Annotated in this window: 14 protein-coding genes, 1 tRNA gene and 1 pseudogene; 11 read left to right on the forward strand and 5 right to left on the reverse strand. The window is 41.1% G+C overall.

What is annotated here, in order from left to right:
• Window positions 1-278 precede the first annotated feature (278 nt).
• The 5 genes and pseudogenes from V5M37_RS10015 to V5M37_RS10035 form a co-directional block, all read left to right on the forward strand.
• Entirely contained in the window at window positions 279-446 is a 168-nt protein-coding gene (locus tag V5M37_RS10015; protein ID WP_423801786.1) for a LysM peptidoglycan-binding domain-containing protein, read from the forward strand.
• Window positions 447-791: 345 nt separating this feature from the next.
• Complete coding sequence (gene cdaS, locus V5M37_RS10020) at window positions 792-1,424, forward strand: sporulation-specific diadenylate cyclase CdaS (protein ID WP_423801787.1); 633 nt, start codon at window positions 792-794, stop codon at window positions 1,422-1,424.
• A 42-nt stretch (window positions 1,425-1,466) separates the two neighbouring features.
• Window positions 1,467-2,798, forward strand: a complete 1,332-nt coding sequence (locus V5M37_RS10025; RefSeq protein ID WP_423801788.1) for a glycosyl hydrolase family 18 protein — start codon at window positions 1,467-1,469, stop codon at window positions 2,796-2,798.
• Window positions 2,799-2,828: 30 nt separating this feature from the next.
• Window positions 2,829-3,152: a 2Fe-2S iron-sulfur cluster-binding protein gene (locus V5M37_RS10030; protein WP_213140687.1), complete on the forward strand. Its 324-nt coding sequence runs from the start codon at window positions 2,829-2,831 to the stop codon at window positions 3,150-3,152.
• A gap of 45 nt (window positions 3,153-3,197) precedes the next feature.
• Window positions 3,198-3,587, forward strand: a pseudogene (locus V5M37_RS10035) (NAD(P)H-dependent oxidoreductase); the annotation flags it as partial.
• Between the two features lie 113 nt (window positions 3,588-3,700).
• Here the strand turns inward: V5M37_RS10035 and V5M37_RS10040 are convergent.
• Window positions 3,701-4,288 carry a hydrolase gene (locus V5M37_RS10040; RefSeq protein WP_241113833.1) on the reverse strand — a complete coding sequence of 196 codons (588 nt, stop codon included), beginning with the start codon at window positions 4,286-4,288 and terminating at the stop codon, window positions 3,701-3,703.
• Window positions 4,289-4,682: 394 nt separating this feature from the next.
• Here V5M37_RS10040 and V5M37_RS10045 point away from each other — a divergent pair, with 394 nt between their 5' ends.
• Window positions 4,683-5,171, forward strand: a complete 489-nt coding sequence (locus V5M37_RS10045; protein ID WP_423801789.1) for a CBO0543 family protein — start codon at window positions 4,683-4,685, stop codon at window positions 5,169-5,171.
• A 342-nt stretch (window positions 5,172-5,513) separates the two neighbouring features.
• On the opposite strand, the gene V5M37_RS10050 is transcribed toward V5M37_RS10045, so the two are convergent.
• From V5M37_RS10050 to V5M37_RS10060, 3 genes are all read right to left on the reverse strand, one after another.
• Window positions 5,514-5,894 carry a hypothetical protein gene (locus tag V5M37_RS10050; protein WP_423801790.1) on the reverse strand — a complete coding sequence of 127 codons (381 nt, stop codon included), beginning with the start codon at window positions 5,892-5,894 and terminating at the stop codon, window positions 5,514-5,516.
• A 280-nt stretch (window positions 5,895-6,174) separates the two neighbouring features.
• Window positions 6,175-6,248: transfer RNA gene (locus V5M37_RS10055), tRNA-Arg, on the reverse strand.
• A 66-nt stretch (window positions 6,249-6,314) separates the two neighbouring features.
• Window positions 6,315-7,058, reverse strand: a complete 744-nt coding sequence (locus V5M37_RS10060) for a TIGR02206 family membrane protein (protein ID WP_423801791.1) — start codon at window positions 7,056-7,058, stop codon at window positions 6,315-6,317.
• A 248-nt stretch (window positions 7,059-7,306) separates the two neighbouring features.
• On the opposite strand from V5M37_RS10060, the gene V5M37_RS10065 reads away from it, so the two are divergent.
• From V5M37_RS10065 to V5M37_RS10080, 4 genes are all read left to right on the forward strand, one after another.
• Window positions 7,307-9,145 (forward strand): M6 family metalloprotease domain-containing protein, encoded by a 1,839-nt coding sequence (locus V5M37_RS10065; RefSeq protein ID WP_423802598.1) that lies wholly within the window; start codon window positions 7,307-7,309, stop codon window positions 9,143-9,145.
• Between the two features lie 650 nt (window positions 9,146-9,795).
• Window positions 9,796-12,438, forward strand: a complete 2,643-nt coding sequence (gene mutS / locus V5M37_RS10070) for a DNA mismatch repair protein MutS (RefSeq protein ID WP_423801792.1) — start codon at window positions 9,796-9,798, stop codon at window positions 12,436-12,438.
• A gap of 21 nt (window positions 12,439-12,459) precedes the next feature.
• Entirely contained in the window at window positions 12,460-14,385 is a 1,926-nt protein-coding gene (gene mutL, locus V5M37_RS10075; RefSeq protein ID WP_423801793.1) for a DNA mismatch repair endonuclease MutL, read from the forward strand.
• Window positions 14,386-14,821: 436 nt separating this feature from the next.
• Complete coding sequence (locus V5M37_RS10080; protein WP_423801794.1) at window positions 14,822-15,274, forward strand: hypothetical protein; 453 nt, start codon at window positions 14,822-14,824, stop codon at window positions 15,272-15,274.
• 242 nt (window positions 15,275-15,516) lie between these two features.
• On the opposite strand, the gene mreBH is transcribed toward V5M37_RS10080, so the two are convergent.
• Window positions 15,517-16,524: a rod-share determining protein MreBH gene (gene mreBH, locus V5M37_RS10085; protein ID WP_213140674.1), complete on the reverse strand. Its 1,008-nt coding sequence runs from the start codon at window positions 16,522-16,524 to the stop codon at window positions 15,517-15,519.
• 316 nt (window positions 16,525-16,840) lie between these two features.
• On the opposite strand from mreBH, the gene miaA reads away from it, so the two are divergent.
• On the forward strand, window positions 16,841-17,797 hold the full coding sequence (miaA, locus tag V5M37_RS10090) for a tRNA (adenosine(37)-N6)-dimethylallyltransferase MiaA (protein ID WP_423802599.1): 957 nt from the start codon (window positions 16,841-16,843) through the stop codon (window positions 17,795-17,797).
• Window positions 17,798-17,807 lie beyond the last annotated feature (10 nt).

Below are 17,807 nucleotides of genomic sequence, written 5' to 3' on the forward strand. Positions count from 1 at the left end.
TTAATTCACAAAATTGACACATGTAAATAGATAACTTAATTACAAAAAGTTATTACAATTACATAACGTAACATAATAATTGAACCTTTAATCGAAAAGTGAATCATTTTAAATTAGTCTTTAATCCATTAACGAAGCAACGCATGAAACAGCTAACCATTGATTTTGCTGAAGAAGGGCTGGGAAATGATAAAATTATTGGTTTTTCTTTCCTCATTATATAAATGAAACAACTAACAAATACTACCTTATAGCAAAATAATAAGGGGTAATTCAGAGTGGTTAAAACAATTGCATCGCTTTTTTTAATATGTATTTTTGTTTTTTTTCAATCTATCCAAACATATGCTCAAGTCATTCACGAAACAAAATATGGAGATACCTTAACCCAAATAGCAAATCAATACAACACTAAACCAGAAACTATTGCAAAATTAAATGGCTAAAAAAAGATGCACATCTTGTTGTAGGACAGGTGAAAAGTGGACAGGGATTTCTTATTCTACACAAGGTGCGATTGACCGGTACATTAGTCACGAAAGCAAAATTTTTTATGATGATACGGCCGCCTCTCCCTGGTTTAGAAATGTTGATAAAAACCAAAGTTACATGAAGTATGGTTTGAAGATCCCCGCAGTCTTCTTGCGATTCCATTTAGTTAAAGAATACAGATTAGGAGGATTGGGCTGTTGGCATTTAGGAACATCCATGCCGCAAACAGAGGAGATATTGCTAACAGAATTTAATGTTCAATAGTCCGACAGCAAAATATGGATATGGAGTGATCATTCATGGACAGCAATAATTGTGACTTCTCACCTATGAAACAACATTTAGAAGATGGAATTCAACATCTAATTCTTATGCTCCAATCTAACTTGAATGTACTTGGTAACGAAAATTATTGTTTGTTGGGAAGTCTCGAAGATGTTAAAGAACATCTAATGGAAATTGAATCAATGGCTGCTTCTTTTTATTTGAATTGCTATTTATCCTCTTTTACGGACACTTATAAAGATTTATCCACCTCTGTTCAGCACCTTTCGAAACATAGGCATGGTGCACTGATCGTTGTGGAACGTCGTGATTTGGTTGAGCCTAATATTCAAATAGGAACAGCAATTGGAGCATTAGTAACGCCTAAATTAATAGAATCCATTTTTTATCCGGGCAACCCTTTGCATGATGGGGCTGTTTTAATTCGGGGAAACCAACTTATTTCGGCAGGAAATGTTCTTCCTTTAACCACAACTATAATAGAAGAAAAAAAACTAGGGACACGGCACCGAGCAGCTCTTGGAATTTCAGAACAATGCGATGCGCTTGCATTGGTTGTTTCCGAAGAAACGGGTAGAATTTCATTTGCCCTTAACGGAAAACTATATCCAATTAATACCACTAAACCCATTAAATTTGTAGGGTAGTTAGGTTACATACTTGAAATAAATTTATTCAGGAGGCTCCCTATGACTAAAAAAATATTATTTTTCCTTTTAACAGTTTTCATGGTTTTAATGACTCCCATTTATACTTATGCCCAAGTAATTCATGAAGTGAAATCTGGTGACAGCCTTTCCGAAATTTCAAGAAAATACCAAATCAACAAAGACGATCTTGCTAAGCTAAATGGTTTAGCAAAGAATACTCAACTTGTGCTTGGACAGTCTTTATTAATACCTGGTGAGACATATGTCGTTCAACCCGGTGAAAGTGTGTGGGAAATTGCTAATCGACACGCTATTAGTGAGGAAATATTAATGCGGCAAAATGGCCTAAAAAGCCGTGTAATTATTCCAGGTCAGAAATTGAGTATTCCTCGTCCGCCAAAAATGAATATTTGGACTGGCACCTATTTTGTTCCAAAAGATAAGAATTCTAATGCTTGGATGTTGGAAAATTATAAAAGTACACTTACTAGTATCTTCGTGTTTGAGTATAGGTCCGATGAACAAGGAAACATCATTGAAACACCCGAAAACCAGGCTCATAAGATTGCATGGAATAAGAACCTCCCTCCGTTTGCAACACTTACAAATTTAAGTGAAAAGGGGTTTGATCCGAACCTAACTCATAAGTTAATAAGCACGCCGTGGTTAAGACAGAAATTTGTCAAAAATATTTACTCGCTTTTAGATAGCCATGATTACAAAGGAGTCGTAATTGACTTTGAACAGGTTAAGACAAAAGATCGGGCAAACCTTAACCAGTTTATTCAGGAATTAGCTGCCAAGCTACATCCGGCAGGAATGGAAGTTATGATGGCGGTACCGCCAAAAGAAGGGGATCAGAACCCATCTTATTCTTCTGCCTATGATTACCGAATACTAGGGAAATACTTAGATAGAATGTTTTTGATGACGTATGATTGGCATTGGCCAGGAGGTCCTTCAGGTCCGATTGCTCCAATAGACAAAGTAAAATTAACCCTTGATTATGCCGTATCTGTTGTTGATAAATCCAAGTTGATGCTTGGAATTCCTCAATATGCCTATGATTGGGTTATCGGAACGAATAAGCGATCAGGTTCAGCTTATTCCACCCAACATGCCATTGATTTATATACTGGATACCAAAGTCAAGTTCATTACGATGAAAATGCTGCTGCCCCCTGGTTCCGTTATGTTGACAAAAAAGGAAATCTACATGAAGTATGGTTTGAGGACCCAAGAAGCCTGCTTGTTAAATTCCGTCTTATTCGTCAATATGGATTAGCTGGAATGGGCTGCTGGCATTTAGGTCTAACCATGCCTCAAACAGAAAAAATGCTGCTTGAGGAATTTAATGTGCATAAACATTAATTACAAATTTATAGATATGGAGGTACAAAAATGCCCAAAATCACTGTTTTGGGACATGGAACTTTTGATATTGAACGTGGTAAAAAATTGGTATTAGCATTAGAAGACAACGGTGTAAAAATACTGCACAAATGTGGTGGGAGGGCAAAATGTACAACCTGCAGAGTAGAAATTTTGGGCGGTGAATATTGCGATTTAACAAATGTTGAGAAAGTTGCATTTTATGAGAAGGGAATTTTTGATGATCATTTGCGCCTGTCCTGTCAAATCCGTGTGGAAGGAGATTTAGAGGTGCGACCAGTAATGACCGTTGAAAATTCGGGGATGGATGAAGGTCCAAGGCCTGAAGATTAAAAAATATAAAAACTCAAGTTACCAGCATACAGCAAAAAGCGGGTAGATGCCATTATTTTTAGTGTACCAACCCGATTTGGTAATATGCCATCTCAAATGAAACAGTTCTTAGATACAACAGGTGGTCTTTGGTTTAATGGAAAACTTATCAACAAAGTGGTAAGTGCAATGAGCTCTGCACAAAATTCACACGGTGGTCAGGAAGCCACAATATTATCATTATATACGACGATGCATCATTGGGGAGCCATTATTGCAACACAAGGATATACAAATAAAGTCATTTTCGGGGCCGATGGAAATCCGTAGGGAACCAGCGTAACAGTAGATCAGTCAGGTAAGATGGTTGAAGATGTCCGTGCCATTCAAGATACCGTGAAACATCAGGCAAAACGCACTGTTACCATAGCAGAATGGGTAAAAAAAGCAAATTAATAATTTATTATAAAAAACTAATCGGACCTCCGATTAGTTTTTCTGATTTTATCCAAAAGTTTTAAAAATTGTAAACTAATAATGGTCTTCGGCAAAATCACTAATCCCTTTTCTTACGTAATGAGTCCAAACATCTCGTTAGCATAAATAACTCCCAATCCGTAAGCACCTCCGTGCTGTCTAACAATATCGAGTGTCCCATTGTAGGTTTCTTTATGAGCCCAATCACGTTGTAACTCTAGCAAATATTGTAGCCAAGTAATTGGGGTTGCTCCAGCTTGTGTCATACGTATGACGGCCATGTCGTGGGTCTCTTTACTCACCCCACCTGAGGCATCCGAGACAAAATACACTTCATATCCGTCAGAGATAGCGCTCAAAACCGGTTCGAGTAAACATACCTCTGTCCAAAGACCGGCGATTACTATTTTTCGTTTCCTGTATTCATTGATTTGTCTTACTACTCTGGGATCCTCCCATGCATTCATCGTTGTTCGATCAATAGGTATTTGGTCAGGAAAGACTGATTGGATTTCTGATAAAATTTTACCGCTGAAAGTTGCCGCGGTTATTGATGTCAATATAGTAGGGATCCTGAATAATTTCGCGGTTTTTGCCAATCCGGCAATATTATTGCGCAGGAGTGCACTATCATGTGATTGGACCGAAAAAACCATTTGCGGTTGATGGTCGGTTAACATCAGGATATGGTCAGTCGGAGTAAGCAAACGCCGAAATTGGCGGCCTGATGTGGTTCTCTTTGAACTTCCGGGGACTCCGGAAGGAATACCATAAAAATGGTTATTACAAAATGGGCACCTATAAACTACAGGTTTCATGTTAATTCCTCCAGAGTTTTTGGGACTAAAAATTTAATTCTTCAAAGTATATGCATAAAGACCATACGGGGTGATTTACTCTTGTTAATAAAATATCCTCACTATTTATATTCCCATATTGTTCAAGGCCGACCTAATCCATAGAAACGTTTTGTTAGTTTTCTTTTAAAAAAATTCTAAAAACTACCTGTATTAAAGATTTGTTTTGGGCAATTTAAGGTTATCACGATTACAGAAAATGAGAGGATGTTAATAGGTGGAGAAAAAGTTGTTAAACTTATTACTAGCAGTATGTATTGCTTCTTTTCCATTTTTATTCAAGGGACCAAAAATGAGAGAAAATCTTTTGATTTTTTTCTCAAAAGGTGTTATTGCTACTCTAGTTGATGCTTATGTTGTTGGAAAACAAAAACTTGAATATCCAGTTCGTCCTTTTCCAAAAATTTTTAAAACGAATATTATTTATGACATGTTATTTTTCCCGATTTTAAGTGTGATCTGGGTAAAGATCTCGTATAATGATAATTTCGGTAAAATTTTGTTAAAAAGTTTAATTTTTAGTGTACCAATGAGTGTGGGACAATGGATTATGGAAAAGAACACCGGTTTATTTAAATGGAAAAAATGGTCACCTCTCCATACATTTGTCAGTGTTAATTTCACGCTGTTTACAATTAGAGGGTTTATTGGGTTAATAAAAATATTAGATAAGTTAAAAGGCAAGCAAGATATAACCGAATCTTAAAGTACAGATGATTCATTTGGACAAAGGAATCGGGATGAGCCAAGAGCAAATCGACCGCCTAGGCTCTAAGTTTTATTACTTAAAGGAAAGCGGGGAAGGGGCTCGGAATGATGGTAAGCTACACAGGGGTGGGAACCTACTGAGTGTTTTAGAAAAACAAAGAGAGCAAATCAAAAACACCCTTGCATCGGCAAGGGTGTTTGTATGTACGTCCTGAATGGGGTATTTTTCCGGATATTGAAAGCGGCAGATGGCACTATACCAGGAACTACCATAAATAAATAGGATAATTATGAGGGGATGAAAATGTACACCCCCTCGATTATTCCTTAATAATCCTGATTAAGGAGTAGGATTAGGAGTAATTTTACAGGTTAATACAATATTTCCACTTGGCGTTATCACGGCTTTTGAATCCGTTGTTAAACCTAAGAATGTGCCACATAGGAAACCTTTAGATACAATCGCCTGAGGTGGATTCGAGTTCGGATCTTGTTTATAGAAACATTTTAAAATCGTATTACCGTTTGCATCATTGGTTATAACCGTATGGCTATCTGTTGTCAATATAATGTTACCATTCGCTTCTGGTACTCCGCATGTAAAATTGTTGATGACAACAGCTGGACCTTGAGCTGCAGCAGCAGATGTAAATCCGAAAACCCCCGCCAACATGGTGAAAGCTAGTGCCCACACTTTAAAATGATTGAACAATTTAGACATTGAGTCACTTCCTTTCGAAAATATTCTTTTAAAACATCATCATTATATTCAGAATAATAGGAAATTCCTGTGTACTTGCCGTTTTTTCTCCTATAAACAGAAAAGAGACTGTCCCAATTATGGGTAGCCCCTCTGGGTGGCTTCTTGTCCAATAGCCACAAAATTTCATGTCATACAGTGCAGCAAAAAAACAACAAAAAAACGCTGTTTTTACGCTAAGTATTAACCAACATAAATGTACGGTTAAATAGCGTCAAAACAACGTTTTCAGGGTATTTAGCGTCCCGAAGAGGATTCGAACCTCCGACCTACAGTTTAGGAAACTGTTGCTCTATCCTGCTGAGCTATCGGGACAAATAAAAAAAATTAAGGAACGTTTATTATTATAATTCGAACATCGAAAAAGGTCAATAATGAAATTTAGCGAATTGGCAGTTCCTTCATTTTTTTTGTGTTTCCGTTTCCTTTTTCCCGGAAAATTAACCAGACGATAAGACTTAGCGAGATTAACATCCCTTCAAGCGATAAAATATAGTATGGATATGGCCCCAAGACATCTAATAAACTTGCTGTTTTCGGTTTGTGGCTTAAATACATATAATTTCCGCCGACAAGTTTATTGATCCACATGATGATTGGCATCAGCACATTTAAGAAAACAAAAAGCTTTACGACAGACCAAATGGTTGGCCGGTAGCCCCTCGCCCATGTAAAGTAGAACACGACCCAAATATCCATTAAATGTGTGTAAAAGAAATGAAAGAAACGAAAATGCGGGAAGTCAAAGTTTAAGGCTGGTGTGAAAATGGCCTGTGACGCTCCTAATAGGGCTGTGAACAACAAAATTTCATATATGATTTTCTTCCTGGTTAATAACAAAAGTACAGTCAAAATTAAGCTGATGCTGCAGAGTTCTAATGGAATAGCGTGACTAACGTCCCAGTCTCCGTTAATATACATCCAGAAATGATAGGTCAGTTCTATTAAAATTAACGAGACCGCTGCCCCAATCTCTACTTTTCTCCATTTGTTGTTGTCGAAAAATTTTCCCCGATTTACAAAAATTGCAGTGGATCCTAGAAGTAAGATGGCAATGATCACCCAATGACTGATTGAGAACATTTCGAAGTTATAGTCTTTATAGCTGCCCTCAAACCAATCCATTGATACCATCTCCTTTTCCCATTGGATTTTAAACACTCCTAAATATATTATGACCGTTTTATATACTGCATGTAAGGACCTATCGGTTTGCAAATTATTACAAAAATTTACAATGATATTTCTGAATTTGTATCGTAGGTCTTACATCTTATGAAAATTGAAAACGTTACCAAAGTTGCGGGAACTAAGTACCTTTTGACTACTGGAAAATTTTGATATGTTTGAATAGTACGATTTTATTAGGAGGGATGCTCTTGTTAAAAGTATTATCGAAAACGGGTCTAACATTGGCGTTGGCAGGAAGTATCGCATTGGCGGGATTCCAGCCGGGCGGAGAAGCAAAACAGGCTTCTAGTACATATGGTTTAAGTTTGGCCCATTATGTAGGTGCGGCTCCAGAACTAGCTGAAAAAGCGAAGGAGTTAGGGAAAGATCTTTCAAAGGTTGACCCTGCAGAAAAGCTTGCTAACCAAGGGACAAAATTCCAACAGGCTGGTGATAACCATGTTGCGTACCGAAGTGCTACAGGGGATGTGCCCGTACTGGTTATTTTAGCTAAATATAAAGATGGTGACGAGCCGATTGGGGACCTGAAAGGACAGGTGCCAGCGCATTACTATGAGGATTTGATTTTTGGTGATGAGTATAACCCTTATGAATTGGATTATTTCAAACAATATGCCGAATTTAATGGTGTGAAAGCACCGACCGATCGCACGATGCAAAATGCCTATAAGGAATCCAGTAATGATAGAATCAATCTTGTCCATGACGGTTCTGAAATGGTTTGGGTGGAATTGCCCAAAGGTGCTTCTTATTATTTAGACCAAAAAGGCACGTATGCTGAAAATGGTAAATATGTTTTAGGTAATGTGAATGGTGATGCCCACACAGGTGAATTTATCCGTGACCTGTTAAAGGCTGCCGATGACCAAATCGATTTTTCAAAGTACGCTGTAGAAGGGGAAGTTCCGAATGTGTTCGTCATCCATGAAGGAACCGGTGCAGAGTGGAGTGCAGACCCTGCTCAGTTTTGGTCTCATAAGTGGAATCTATTAAGTGCGTTGTACTATGGCAAATACTATGAAACTGGTAAACCTGCAGATGTTTATGCTGGTATGAGCCAAGGGGCTTGGATTAATAAAACGATTGCGGAAGACATGACCTATGACGGAGTTATCGTCAATAACTACAACATTCAGCCAGCCATTGGCGGGAACGTCGCTGGATTTAACGAAGCTACTGGTGGTTACGATGAAGCATCGAAAACGGGTCCATATCCTGCTACTGCCGGGGTTTATGCACATGAATTCGGCCACGTTTTAGGATTGCCGGATTTCTATGATACTGCTTATTCATCCGAAGGTGTTGGGAACTACTCGATGATGGCCGGCGGTTCTTGGATGCGTTATCCGGACAGTGGCGCATATTCAGGAAACTCACCGACACACTTTGATCCTTTTTCAAAAATATTCTTAGGATGGGCTGAGCCGATTGAGGTTAAACCGGGGGATGGGGTAAAGGAAATAACGTTGCCAGCAATTAATAACGCCCAGGCGACTAATGGCATCGTTAAAATGGAAGTGCCAGGCTCCAATGGAACAGAATATTTCTTATTTGAAAATGTCCAGCAGGACGGCTTTAACAAAGGGTTAATTCGCCAAGGTGCTGATTCGTACGGTTTAGTAGGATGGCATGTTGATGAAAATATCATCAGCCTCTATCAGACCGCCGGTTTCCGTCCGAATAACGTGGAAAACTGGATGAACAAACGCTTCCAATACAACCAGTCAGCGAAAGCCAGTGACGGCACAGTTGTTACTCACTACGGATTATCTGTCGTGCAGGCGGACGGAAAATATGACTTAGAGAAAAATAAAAACCGTGGCGATGCAGGGGATTTCTTTAAGACAGGTTCCAAGATTACCCCAACTACGTCCAATGTTCACACAGGTTCCTACTACTTCTGGAAGAGCAATAGTGCAACACCAGCCGATTCTGGTATCCATGTAACCGATATTAAAGAGAATGGTGATGGTTCCATTACCGCGAAGTTCTTCTATAGTACGAATGAAGGTACAAAATAAAAAACAAAGAAACCTGGGCTTTTATAGCTCAGGTTTCTTTATTATTCTTCTAATATCTAAGAAGAAGTCTGTTATATAAATGATTGATTTTTAACGCCCGAACAGGACGAGGAAACTAGTCGCCGGTCGTTATGAAGGACTCATAACTCCCGAACAGCACAAGGAAGCTAGTCGCCGGTCGTTATGAAGGGCTCATAACGCCCGAAAGGCTCGAGGAATCAGGTCCCCAGTCGTTATAAAGGAGTCATAACGCCCGAACGGCCTGGGGAATCAATTCCCTAGTCGTTATGAAGGGGGGCATAAAGCCCGAACGGGACGAGGAAACTAGTCGCCGGTCGTTATGAAGGGCTCATAACGCCCGAACGGCTCGAGGAATCAGGTCCCCAGTCGTTATAAAGGAGTCATAATGCCCGAACGGCCCGGTGAATCAAGTCCCCAGTCGTTATGAAGACTCATAATGCCCAAACTGCCAGTGCAATCCTGACTCTGGTTGAATAGATTATATCTTTTTAGAAGTATATACCATCGATAACCTAAAGAATTTTTTAACAGCAATAGAGATAGTTTTTTCTACCAACAAAAATTCCCCTCAATTATGGTATAATTGTTTGTCGAAGATAATCGAAAGTTTTTAAACGGTGGAGGAAATTATGACAGCATACACGCCGATGATACAGCAATATTTAGCAGTTAAGGCAGATTACAAGGATGCCTTTTTATTTTTTCGTTTAGGCGACTTTTATGAAATGTTTTTCGAGGATGCCATTAATGCTTCCCAGGAATTAGAGATAACCTTAACCAGCCGCGAAGGCGGTACAGAGGAACGGATTCCGATGTGCGGCGTTCCTTACCATTCAGCGGCCAATTATATTGAACAATTAGTTGCAAAGGGCTACAAGGTGGCAATTTGCGAACAAACCGAGGATCCGAAACAGGCCAAAGGGGTCGTGCGCCGGGAAGTGGTTCAGTTAATCACTCCGGGTACGGTGATGGACGGCAAAGGGTTAACAGATAAAGAGAATAACTATATTGCCTCGGTTACCGCTTTCGACGACACCACATTCGGACTAGCATATAACGATATTTCAACAGGTGAAAGCAGAGTAACTCTACTGATCAATTTTGATGAGGTCCTGAACGAGCTGGCTGTTTTAGGTGCGAAGGAAGTCGTGGTTGCAAGTAATTTTGACGGCGAACTTCAGAAGAAGATGCGCGAACGCGATGTACTGGCCATTTCTTTTGAGGATAATAGTTCAATAGAGATGAATTTTGCCAACCTGCTCGAGGATTTGAACCAGGATAAACTGAAGCAGACGGCAGCAAGGCTGTTTCACTATCTATACCGCTCGCAAAAGAGAAGCCTTGACCATCTTCAGCCCGTCACAACCTATCAAATCCATCAATTTATGAAAATTGATTACTATTCGAAGCGCAACTTGGAATTAACTGAGACGATTCGCTCGAAAGGGAAGAAAGGTTCCTTATTATGGCTGTTGGATGAAACGATGACAGCGATGGGCGGCAGGACATTAAAGCATTGGATTGACCGGCCGTTGATTGACCGTGAACAAATAGAGCATCGCCACACATTGGTGGAAGTTCTCATGAACCATTATTTTGAGCGCCAGGAGCTTCGTGAAAAACTAAAGGAAGTTTATGATTTGGAACGTTTGGCGGGCCGTGTTGCCTTTGGTAATGTAAACGCCCGTGATTTGGTGCAATTAAAGTATTCACTCCTGCAGGTACCATTTTTAAAAGAAATTCTTCTTAACATGCAGGATTCCAGAGTGAATGAAATCGCTGAAAAATTGGATCCGTGTGAAGAAGTTACCGATTTATTGGAGCAGGCGATTGTCGAGAACCCGCCGCTTTCGTTAAAAGAAGGAAATATCATCCAGGACGGCTATAATGACCAGCTTGACCAGTATCGTGATGCCAGCCGCAACGGCAAAACATGGATTGCCCAGTTGGAGCGGGAAGAGCGCGAGAAAACTGGTATCAAATCCTTAAAGGTCGGGTACAACCGTGTGTTTGGCTATTATATAGAAGTAACAAGAGCGAACCTTCATCTCCTTGAGGAAGGCCGATATGAGCGGAAGCAGACCTTAACAAATGCGGAACGCTTTATTACACCTGAATTAAAGGAAAAAGAAGCGTTAATTTTACAAGCGGAAGAGAAAATTGGCGAGCTTGAATACGAGTTGTTTACGGAAATCCGCGAAACGGTGAAGGAATACATTCCGCGTCTGCAAGCTTTGGCGAAATCCGTGAGTGGGCTGGATGTGTTGCAATGCTTTGCCCAGGTGAGCGAAGATCGCCGCTATGTGAAGCCGCAGTTTTCATCAGAACGTCGTGTGGTGGTGAAGGACGGCCGTCACCCTGTGGTTGAAAAGGTGTTAAATACACAGGAATATGTGCCGAACGACTGTTTGATGGACAGCGACCGTGAAGTGCTATTGATTACCGGTCCAAATATGTCCGGTAAAAGTACGTACATGCGCCAGATTGCCTTGACCGCGATTTTAGCGCAAATCGGTTGTTATGTCCCAGCGACCGAAGCAGTGCTGCCGATTTTTGACCAAGTCTTTACCCGCATCGGGGCAGCGGATGATTTGATTTCCGGACAAAGTACCTTTATGGTGGAGATGCTTGAAGCGAAGAATGCCATCGCCAATGCGACGCAGAACAGCTTGATTTTATTCGATGAAATCGGCCGCGGGACATCCACTTATGACGGGATGGCACTAGCCCAGGCGATCATCGAGTATATTCATACTCGTATCGGGGCGAAAACTCTATTTTCTACACACTATCACGAATTGACGGTATTGGAAGAAGAGCTTTCCAAACTGAAAAATATCCATGTCAGCGCGATTGAGCATCATGGCAAGGTTGTCTTTTTACACAAGATTAAGGAAGGTCCAGCAGATAAGAGCTATGGAATTCATGTGGCTCAGCTGGCCGAGCTTCCGGCTGAATTAATTGCAAGGGCAAAAGAGATTTTGACTGCTTTGGAACAGCAACCAGGGGGTCCTGCGGAAGTGAAGGAACAACAAGTGGTCAAGGCTGCACCCGCTGCAGTTCAGGAATCAATAGCAGCGGCGGCTGACCAAGTGGTTCCAGATCATCTCACCCAGCTCTCGTTCTTTGATGAACCGAAGGAAACGAAGAAACCAGAGCTTTCTACTAAAGAAAAGAAGGTTCTAGATAAAATTAAGGAACTGGATTTATTGGATGTTACTCCACTTCAGGCGATCAACGTGTTGTTCGAACTGCAGAAAAAATTAAAGTAGTTTTTTTAGGAGGCGGAATGCATGGGGAAGATTATCCAGCTAGATGATGCCCTGTCTAATAAAATAGCGGCGGGTGAAGTAGTCGAACGCCCCGCCTCTGTTGTCAAAGAATTGGTTGAAAACGCCATTGATGCCGGCAGTACGGTGGTTGAAATTGAGGTCGAAGAAGCGGGACTAGCGAAAATCCGCATCACCGATAATGGCAATGGAATCGAAGAGGATGACGTTTTGCTGGCTTTTCAGCGCCATGCCACGTCAAAAATAAAAAATGAAAATGACCTGTTCCGGATTCGGACATTAGGTTTCCGCGGTGAGGCCCTGCCGAGTATTGCCTCTGTTTCGAGGCTTGAGCTGAAAACTTCAACTGGCGAAGGTGCCGGGAATCGCGTAGTGATTGAGGGCGGCAAGGTTGAAATTTTTGAAAAAGCATCAAGCAGACGGGGAACGGATATTACCATCACCGATTTGTTTTTCAACACGCCTGCTCGCCTGAAATACATGAAGACGATACACACAGAGCTTGGGAATATCACCGATGTTGTCAACCGCTTGGCGCTTTCTCATCCGGAGGTGGCGTTCCGCTTGATCCACAATGAGCGGAAGCTGCTGCAAACGAATGGGAACGGAGATGTCCGCCAGGTTCTTGCTTCTATTTACGGCATGAGCATTGCCAAACAGCTGGTGCCGATTTCGGGAAAATCGCTGGATTATAAAGTGAGTGGATTTGCATCCATGCCTGAGGTGACCAGGGCTTCAAGGAACTATATCTCGACAATGATTAACGGCCGTTTTATTAAAAATTATTCGCTGGCTAAGGCGATTACCGAAGGGTATCACACGCTGTTGCCGATTGGCCGGTATCCAATCGTGCTTCTAAATATCGAGATGGATCCGCTGCTCGTCGATGTGAACGTCCACCCGTCGAAAATGGAGGTCCGCTTTAGTAAAGAAGCAGAAATGAACGAACTAGTAACTTCTATTATAAAAAATGCATTTAAATCGAAGGTACTGATTCCTACAGCCTATACGAAAAGAGAGGAACCTAAAACGGAGCAAACGGCTTTAGCGCTAGATGAGGGGACCTCTCCTGCTCGTTCTTCCTCTGGCTTTGGCGGGGAGCGGCCGACTGCTGTTGCTGAGCCATTTTTTACAAAAATTAAAGAAGAACCCGTTCCGCAACCTGACTTTTCGAATAGGAAAGAGGAATTCGTCCCGCAAACTGAAGTTAGATTACCTTTTTTTAGGGAAGTGGAAAAAGTTAAACCGGCTAGTGAAAGGGAATATGATTCATTTGAAGATGAGGAAATTCCTCAACACGACCCCGAGGATTACCCTAAAGTGGAGCCAGCTGTAGAGACAGAGAGCCGGGTCCCACGGATGTATCCGATCGGGCAAATGCACGGAACGTATATTTTTGCACAGAATGAGAATGGCTTATATATTATCGACCAGCATGCTGCGCAAGAACGGCTTAAGTATGAGTATTTCCGAGAAAAAGTCGGTCGGGTTGCTCCGGAGCTGCAGGAGATGCTGGTCCCGTTGACTTTTGAATATTCAACTGATGATTATATTAAAATTACCGAGCATAAGGATGAGCTTGAAAAGGTCGGCGTTTTCCTCGAAGAGTTCGGAATCAATAGTTTCATTGTCCGCTCCCACCCTCAATGGCTGCCAAAGGGGCAGGAGAAGGAAATCATTGAGGAAATGGTTGAGCAGCTATTATTAATGAAAAAAGTGGATATTAAAAAACTCCGCGAGGAAGCGGCCATCATGATGAGCTGTAAAGCCTCCATCAAAGCGAACCGCCATTTGCGGGATGATGAGATCCAAGCGCTTCTCGACGATCTGCGAAAGGCGTCCGATCCGTTCACCTGCCCGCATGGCAGGCCGATTATCGTACATTACTCTGTGTACGAAATGGAGAAAATGTTTAAACGTGTGATGTAGACTTAATTAGCTTAGCTGCGAAACGGGACATATGGCCCTAGATACGGAAACGCCGGTGGATATCCGTAGAGCGTTGGGATCAAATGATAGTAGTGATGTCCAACGTGGATGTAATGATGATTCTGGTGGATGGGTTGGTTCCAGGGACCAACCATAGGTGCGTGGACACCTGAGTAAATTGCCCAGTTTGGCCCGGTTATGATATGGGTCATGCTATCACCAACTTTTTTGATTTTTACATTATATGTTTTAAGATTTTGAATGTCTGCTTAAGAGGGCAGCGAAAGTCCAATTCGCGAACGAATTGGGCTTTTTTTTTACCTAAAAGATTGCGAAAATTGCAACAAAATAACTTTAAAACGTATTGGAATGATTTAACATTGGTGAAATAATAATATTGTAAGGATTGACCATTTGAAAAAATGGGGGTGTTGCCTTGATTGCCTTCAGTCTATTAAGTATATTTTTACCTGCAGTTTTGCTTATTTTTATTGTTGTTTCTGTAGTGAAATACAAAGACAAGGGGGGAGAGGCTGTGATTCGCCATCTTTATACGTATTTGGTGTTATTTGCAACCCTGATGATGGTCATCGGAGGCGGGATCTCGATTTTTATGGCAGCCGCTGATTTGATTAGTCCGCCGGGCTATTATCAAAGCTATGAAGATTTTAAAATGATGAAAGAAAGCGGTAAGATTTCGAATGAAAATGGAGAGAAATTGACAGAAAAGGAACTTCGTGCAAGCTACGAACAGGCTGTAAAGGACCAAAAGAACCAAACACGAGAGCAAGCCAAGAACCAAATCATAAAGAGCTTGGGATTCATCATTATTCCGCTGCCGATTTTTCTATATTTTAATAGTTTGAGAAAAAAACAGAGTGATATTTAATAAAAAAAGCCGCATTCTCCCTCGAATTTAGGAGTGAATGCGACTTTTTTTGTTAAAAAACTAAAATTGCCATTTTAAAACTAACTTCTAGTATGAGGTATCAAATATATCAGCAAATTTTTCCAACATATCGGCGAATTTCAGATTATATCAGCGAATTTTAAAATATATCAGCGAATTCAAGATTATATCAGCGAATTTCGCAATATATCAGCGATACCGTTTTTCAATCCAAAATACGCCTATTTCACCGCAACCTGAATCTTACTCATATATTGCAGTGCCTTCCCGGTGCCGATGGCGACTGACTCAAGCGGACTAGGTGCCAGCTGGACAGGTACAAAGATTTCACTGCTCAGCCATGCCTCCATCCCGTTCATAAGCGCACCGCCGCCCGTGATAATTACACCACGATCGACGATATCTCCGCTCAACTCGGCCGGGCTGTCTTCAAGTGTGGCGCGGATGACCTCTAAAATATGCAAGAGGGATTCCTTCATCGCACTACGAATTTCGTAGGATGAAAGTTTAATAGTTTTTGGCAGACCAGTCAGTAGGTCGCGGCCACGGACATCCATGAACTTTTCTTCATGGTCGATTAACGCAAAACCGATTTCCATTTTCACATTTTCTGCCGTTCTTTCACCGATTAGCACATTGTATTCCTTACGAACATGCTGAATAATATCATCATCAAGACGGTCGCCGCCGATTTTAATGGAATGGAAAGCAACCACGCCTCCGAAGGAAATAATCGCAACCTCTGTGTTGCCGCCGCCGATATCGACAACCACATTGGCAACCGGCTCGTCGATTGGCATGCCCGCTCCAATTGCAGCAGCGACCGGCTCTTCAATTAAGGTAATCTTCTTGGCTCCGGCGTTCCTTACGGCATCCTGAATTGCCCTTCTCTCAACACTTGTCGAACCGGACGGAATGCAGACCACGACATTTGGCTTCCGCATTGCAAAGCCAATCTTTTTAGATGCCATTTTCATGATTTGTTTAAGCATTTCTGTTGTGACATCAAAGTCAGCAATGACACCATCTTTTAACGGGCGGACTGCCACGATTTTCTCAGGCGTTTTCCCGATCATTTCTTTCGCTTCTGTACCGACAGCGACGATATTTTTCGAAACGGTATCGATCGCCACAACGGAAGGCTCATTTACGGCAATCCCCTTATTTTTGCTATAAACCAATGTATTTGCAGTACCTAAATCAATTCCAATATCAAAAGTAGATAACATTCTATTCACCTAATTTCTAATTTTTCTTCATCCAATGACAAAATACGATTAATTTTTACAAAATATCCTACGTATTAGCCTACCATGAATCTGGGGGTGGAAAGCGCTTTGTAAAATAACCGTTATCTTTTTGTAAATAGACGAAATGTAATTCTTACAATTGAAATATAAATTCCTCTTCAAAAAGTGCATAGAAAAGAATATTATTGTATATACTTATTTGATGTTCAACTGCTTTTTAAAATTATGATACGATAAAGGAGAAACGCCCCTCTCAGGCGTCGATTGTAAAAAGGGATAAGGCAGTGTGAAAAGATTGGAATTAAATCAGAAATTATTAGTGATCATCGGACCGACCGCTGTGGGAAAAACCAAGCTGAGCATTGAAATGGCTAAATGTTTCAATGGCGAAATCATCAGTGGGGATTCGATGCAAATTTACCGCGGCATGGATATTGGAACGGCGAAAATCAGGAAAGCTGAAATGGAAGGGATTCCGCATCATTTAATTGATATAAAGGATCCGGATGAAAATTTTTCCGTTGCTGAATTTCAAACCCTTGTTCGAGCAAAAATAAAGGAGATTGCCGAAAAAGGGAAACTGCCCATCATTGTTGGCGGGACAGGGCTTTATATTCAATCTGTCATCTATGATTATCAATTTTCCGATGCTTCTGGAGATGACGAATTCCGCAGGCAGCTCGAGGAACGGGCGAATAGAGAAGGGAATGAGGCTCTCTATAAGGAACTCATGGAGGTTGACCCGGAAAGTGCCGCTGAGATTCACCCTAATAATCTCAGAAGGGTGATTCGTGCTCTAGAAATCTTCCATCTTACAGGAAAAACCAGACAGGAAATTCAAAAATCTCAAATGCCGGACCTGCTTTACCAAACCGCCCTTGTCGGATTAACGATGGACCGTGATAAACTTTATGAGCGAATCAATGCCCGCGTCGATTTAATGATGCAGGAAGGGCTATTGGACGAAGTAAAGGGACTGTACGAACAGGGTTTGCGCGACTGTCAATCCATTCAGGCGATAGGCTACAAAGAGATTTATGACTATCTTGATGGTAAAATATCATTAGAGCAAGCTGCCGAGAGCCTAAAGCAAAACTCGCGGCGTTATGCCAAACGGCAGCTGACATGGTTCCGCAACAAGATGGAGGTTGAATGGTTTGATGTGACAAATGTGAACAATTTCGCAAAAAAAATCATGGAAATTTCACAATATGTTGAAGGAAAGCTTCAAGTAAAATCGAATACATATTAGTAGAGATAAA

Source organism: Neobacillus sp. SAB-20_R2A, assembly GCF_049568635.1.
Classification (GTDB): Bacteria; Bacillota; Bacilli; order Bacillales; family Cytobacillaceae; genus Neobacillus; species Neobacillus citreus.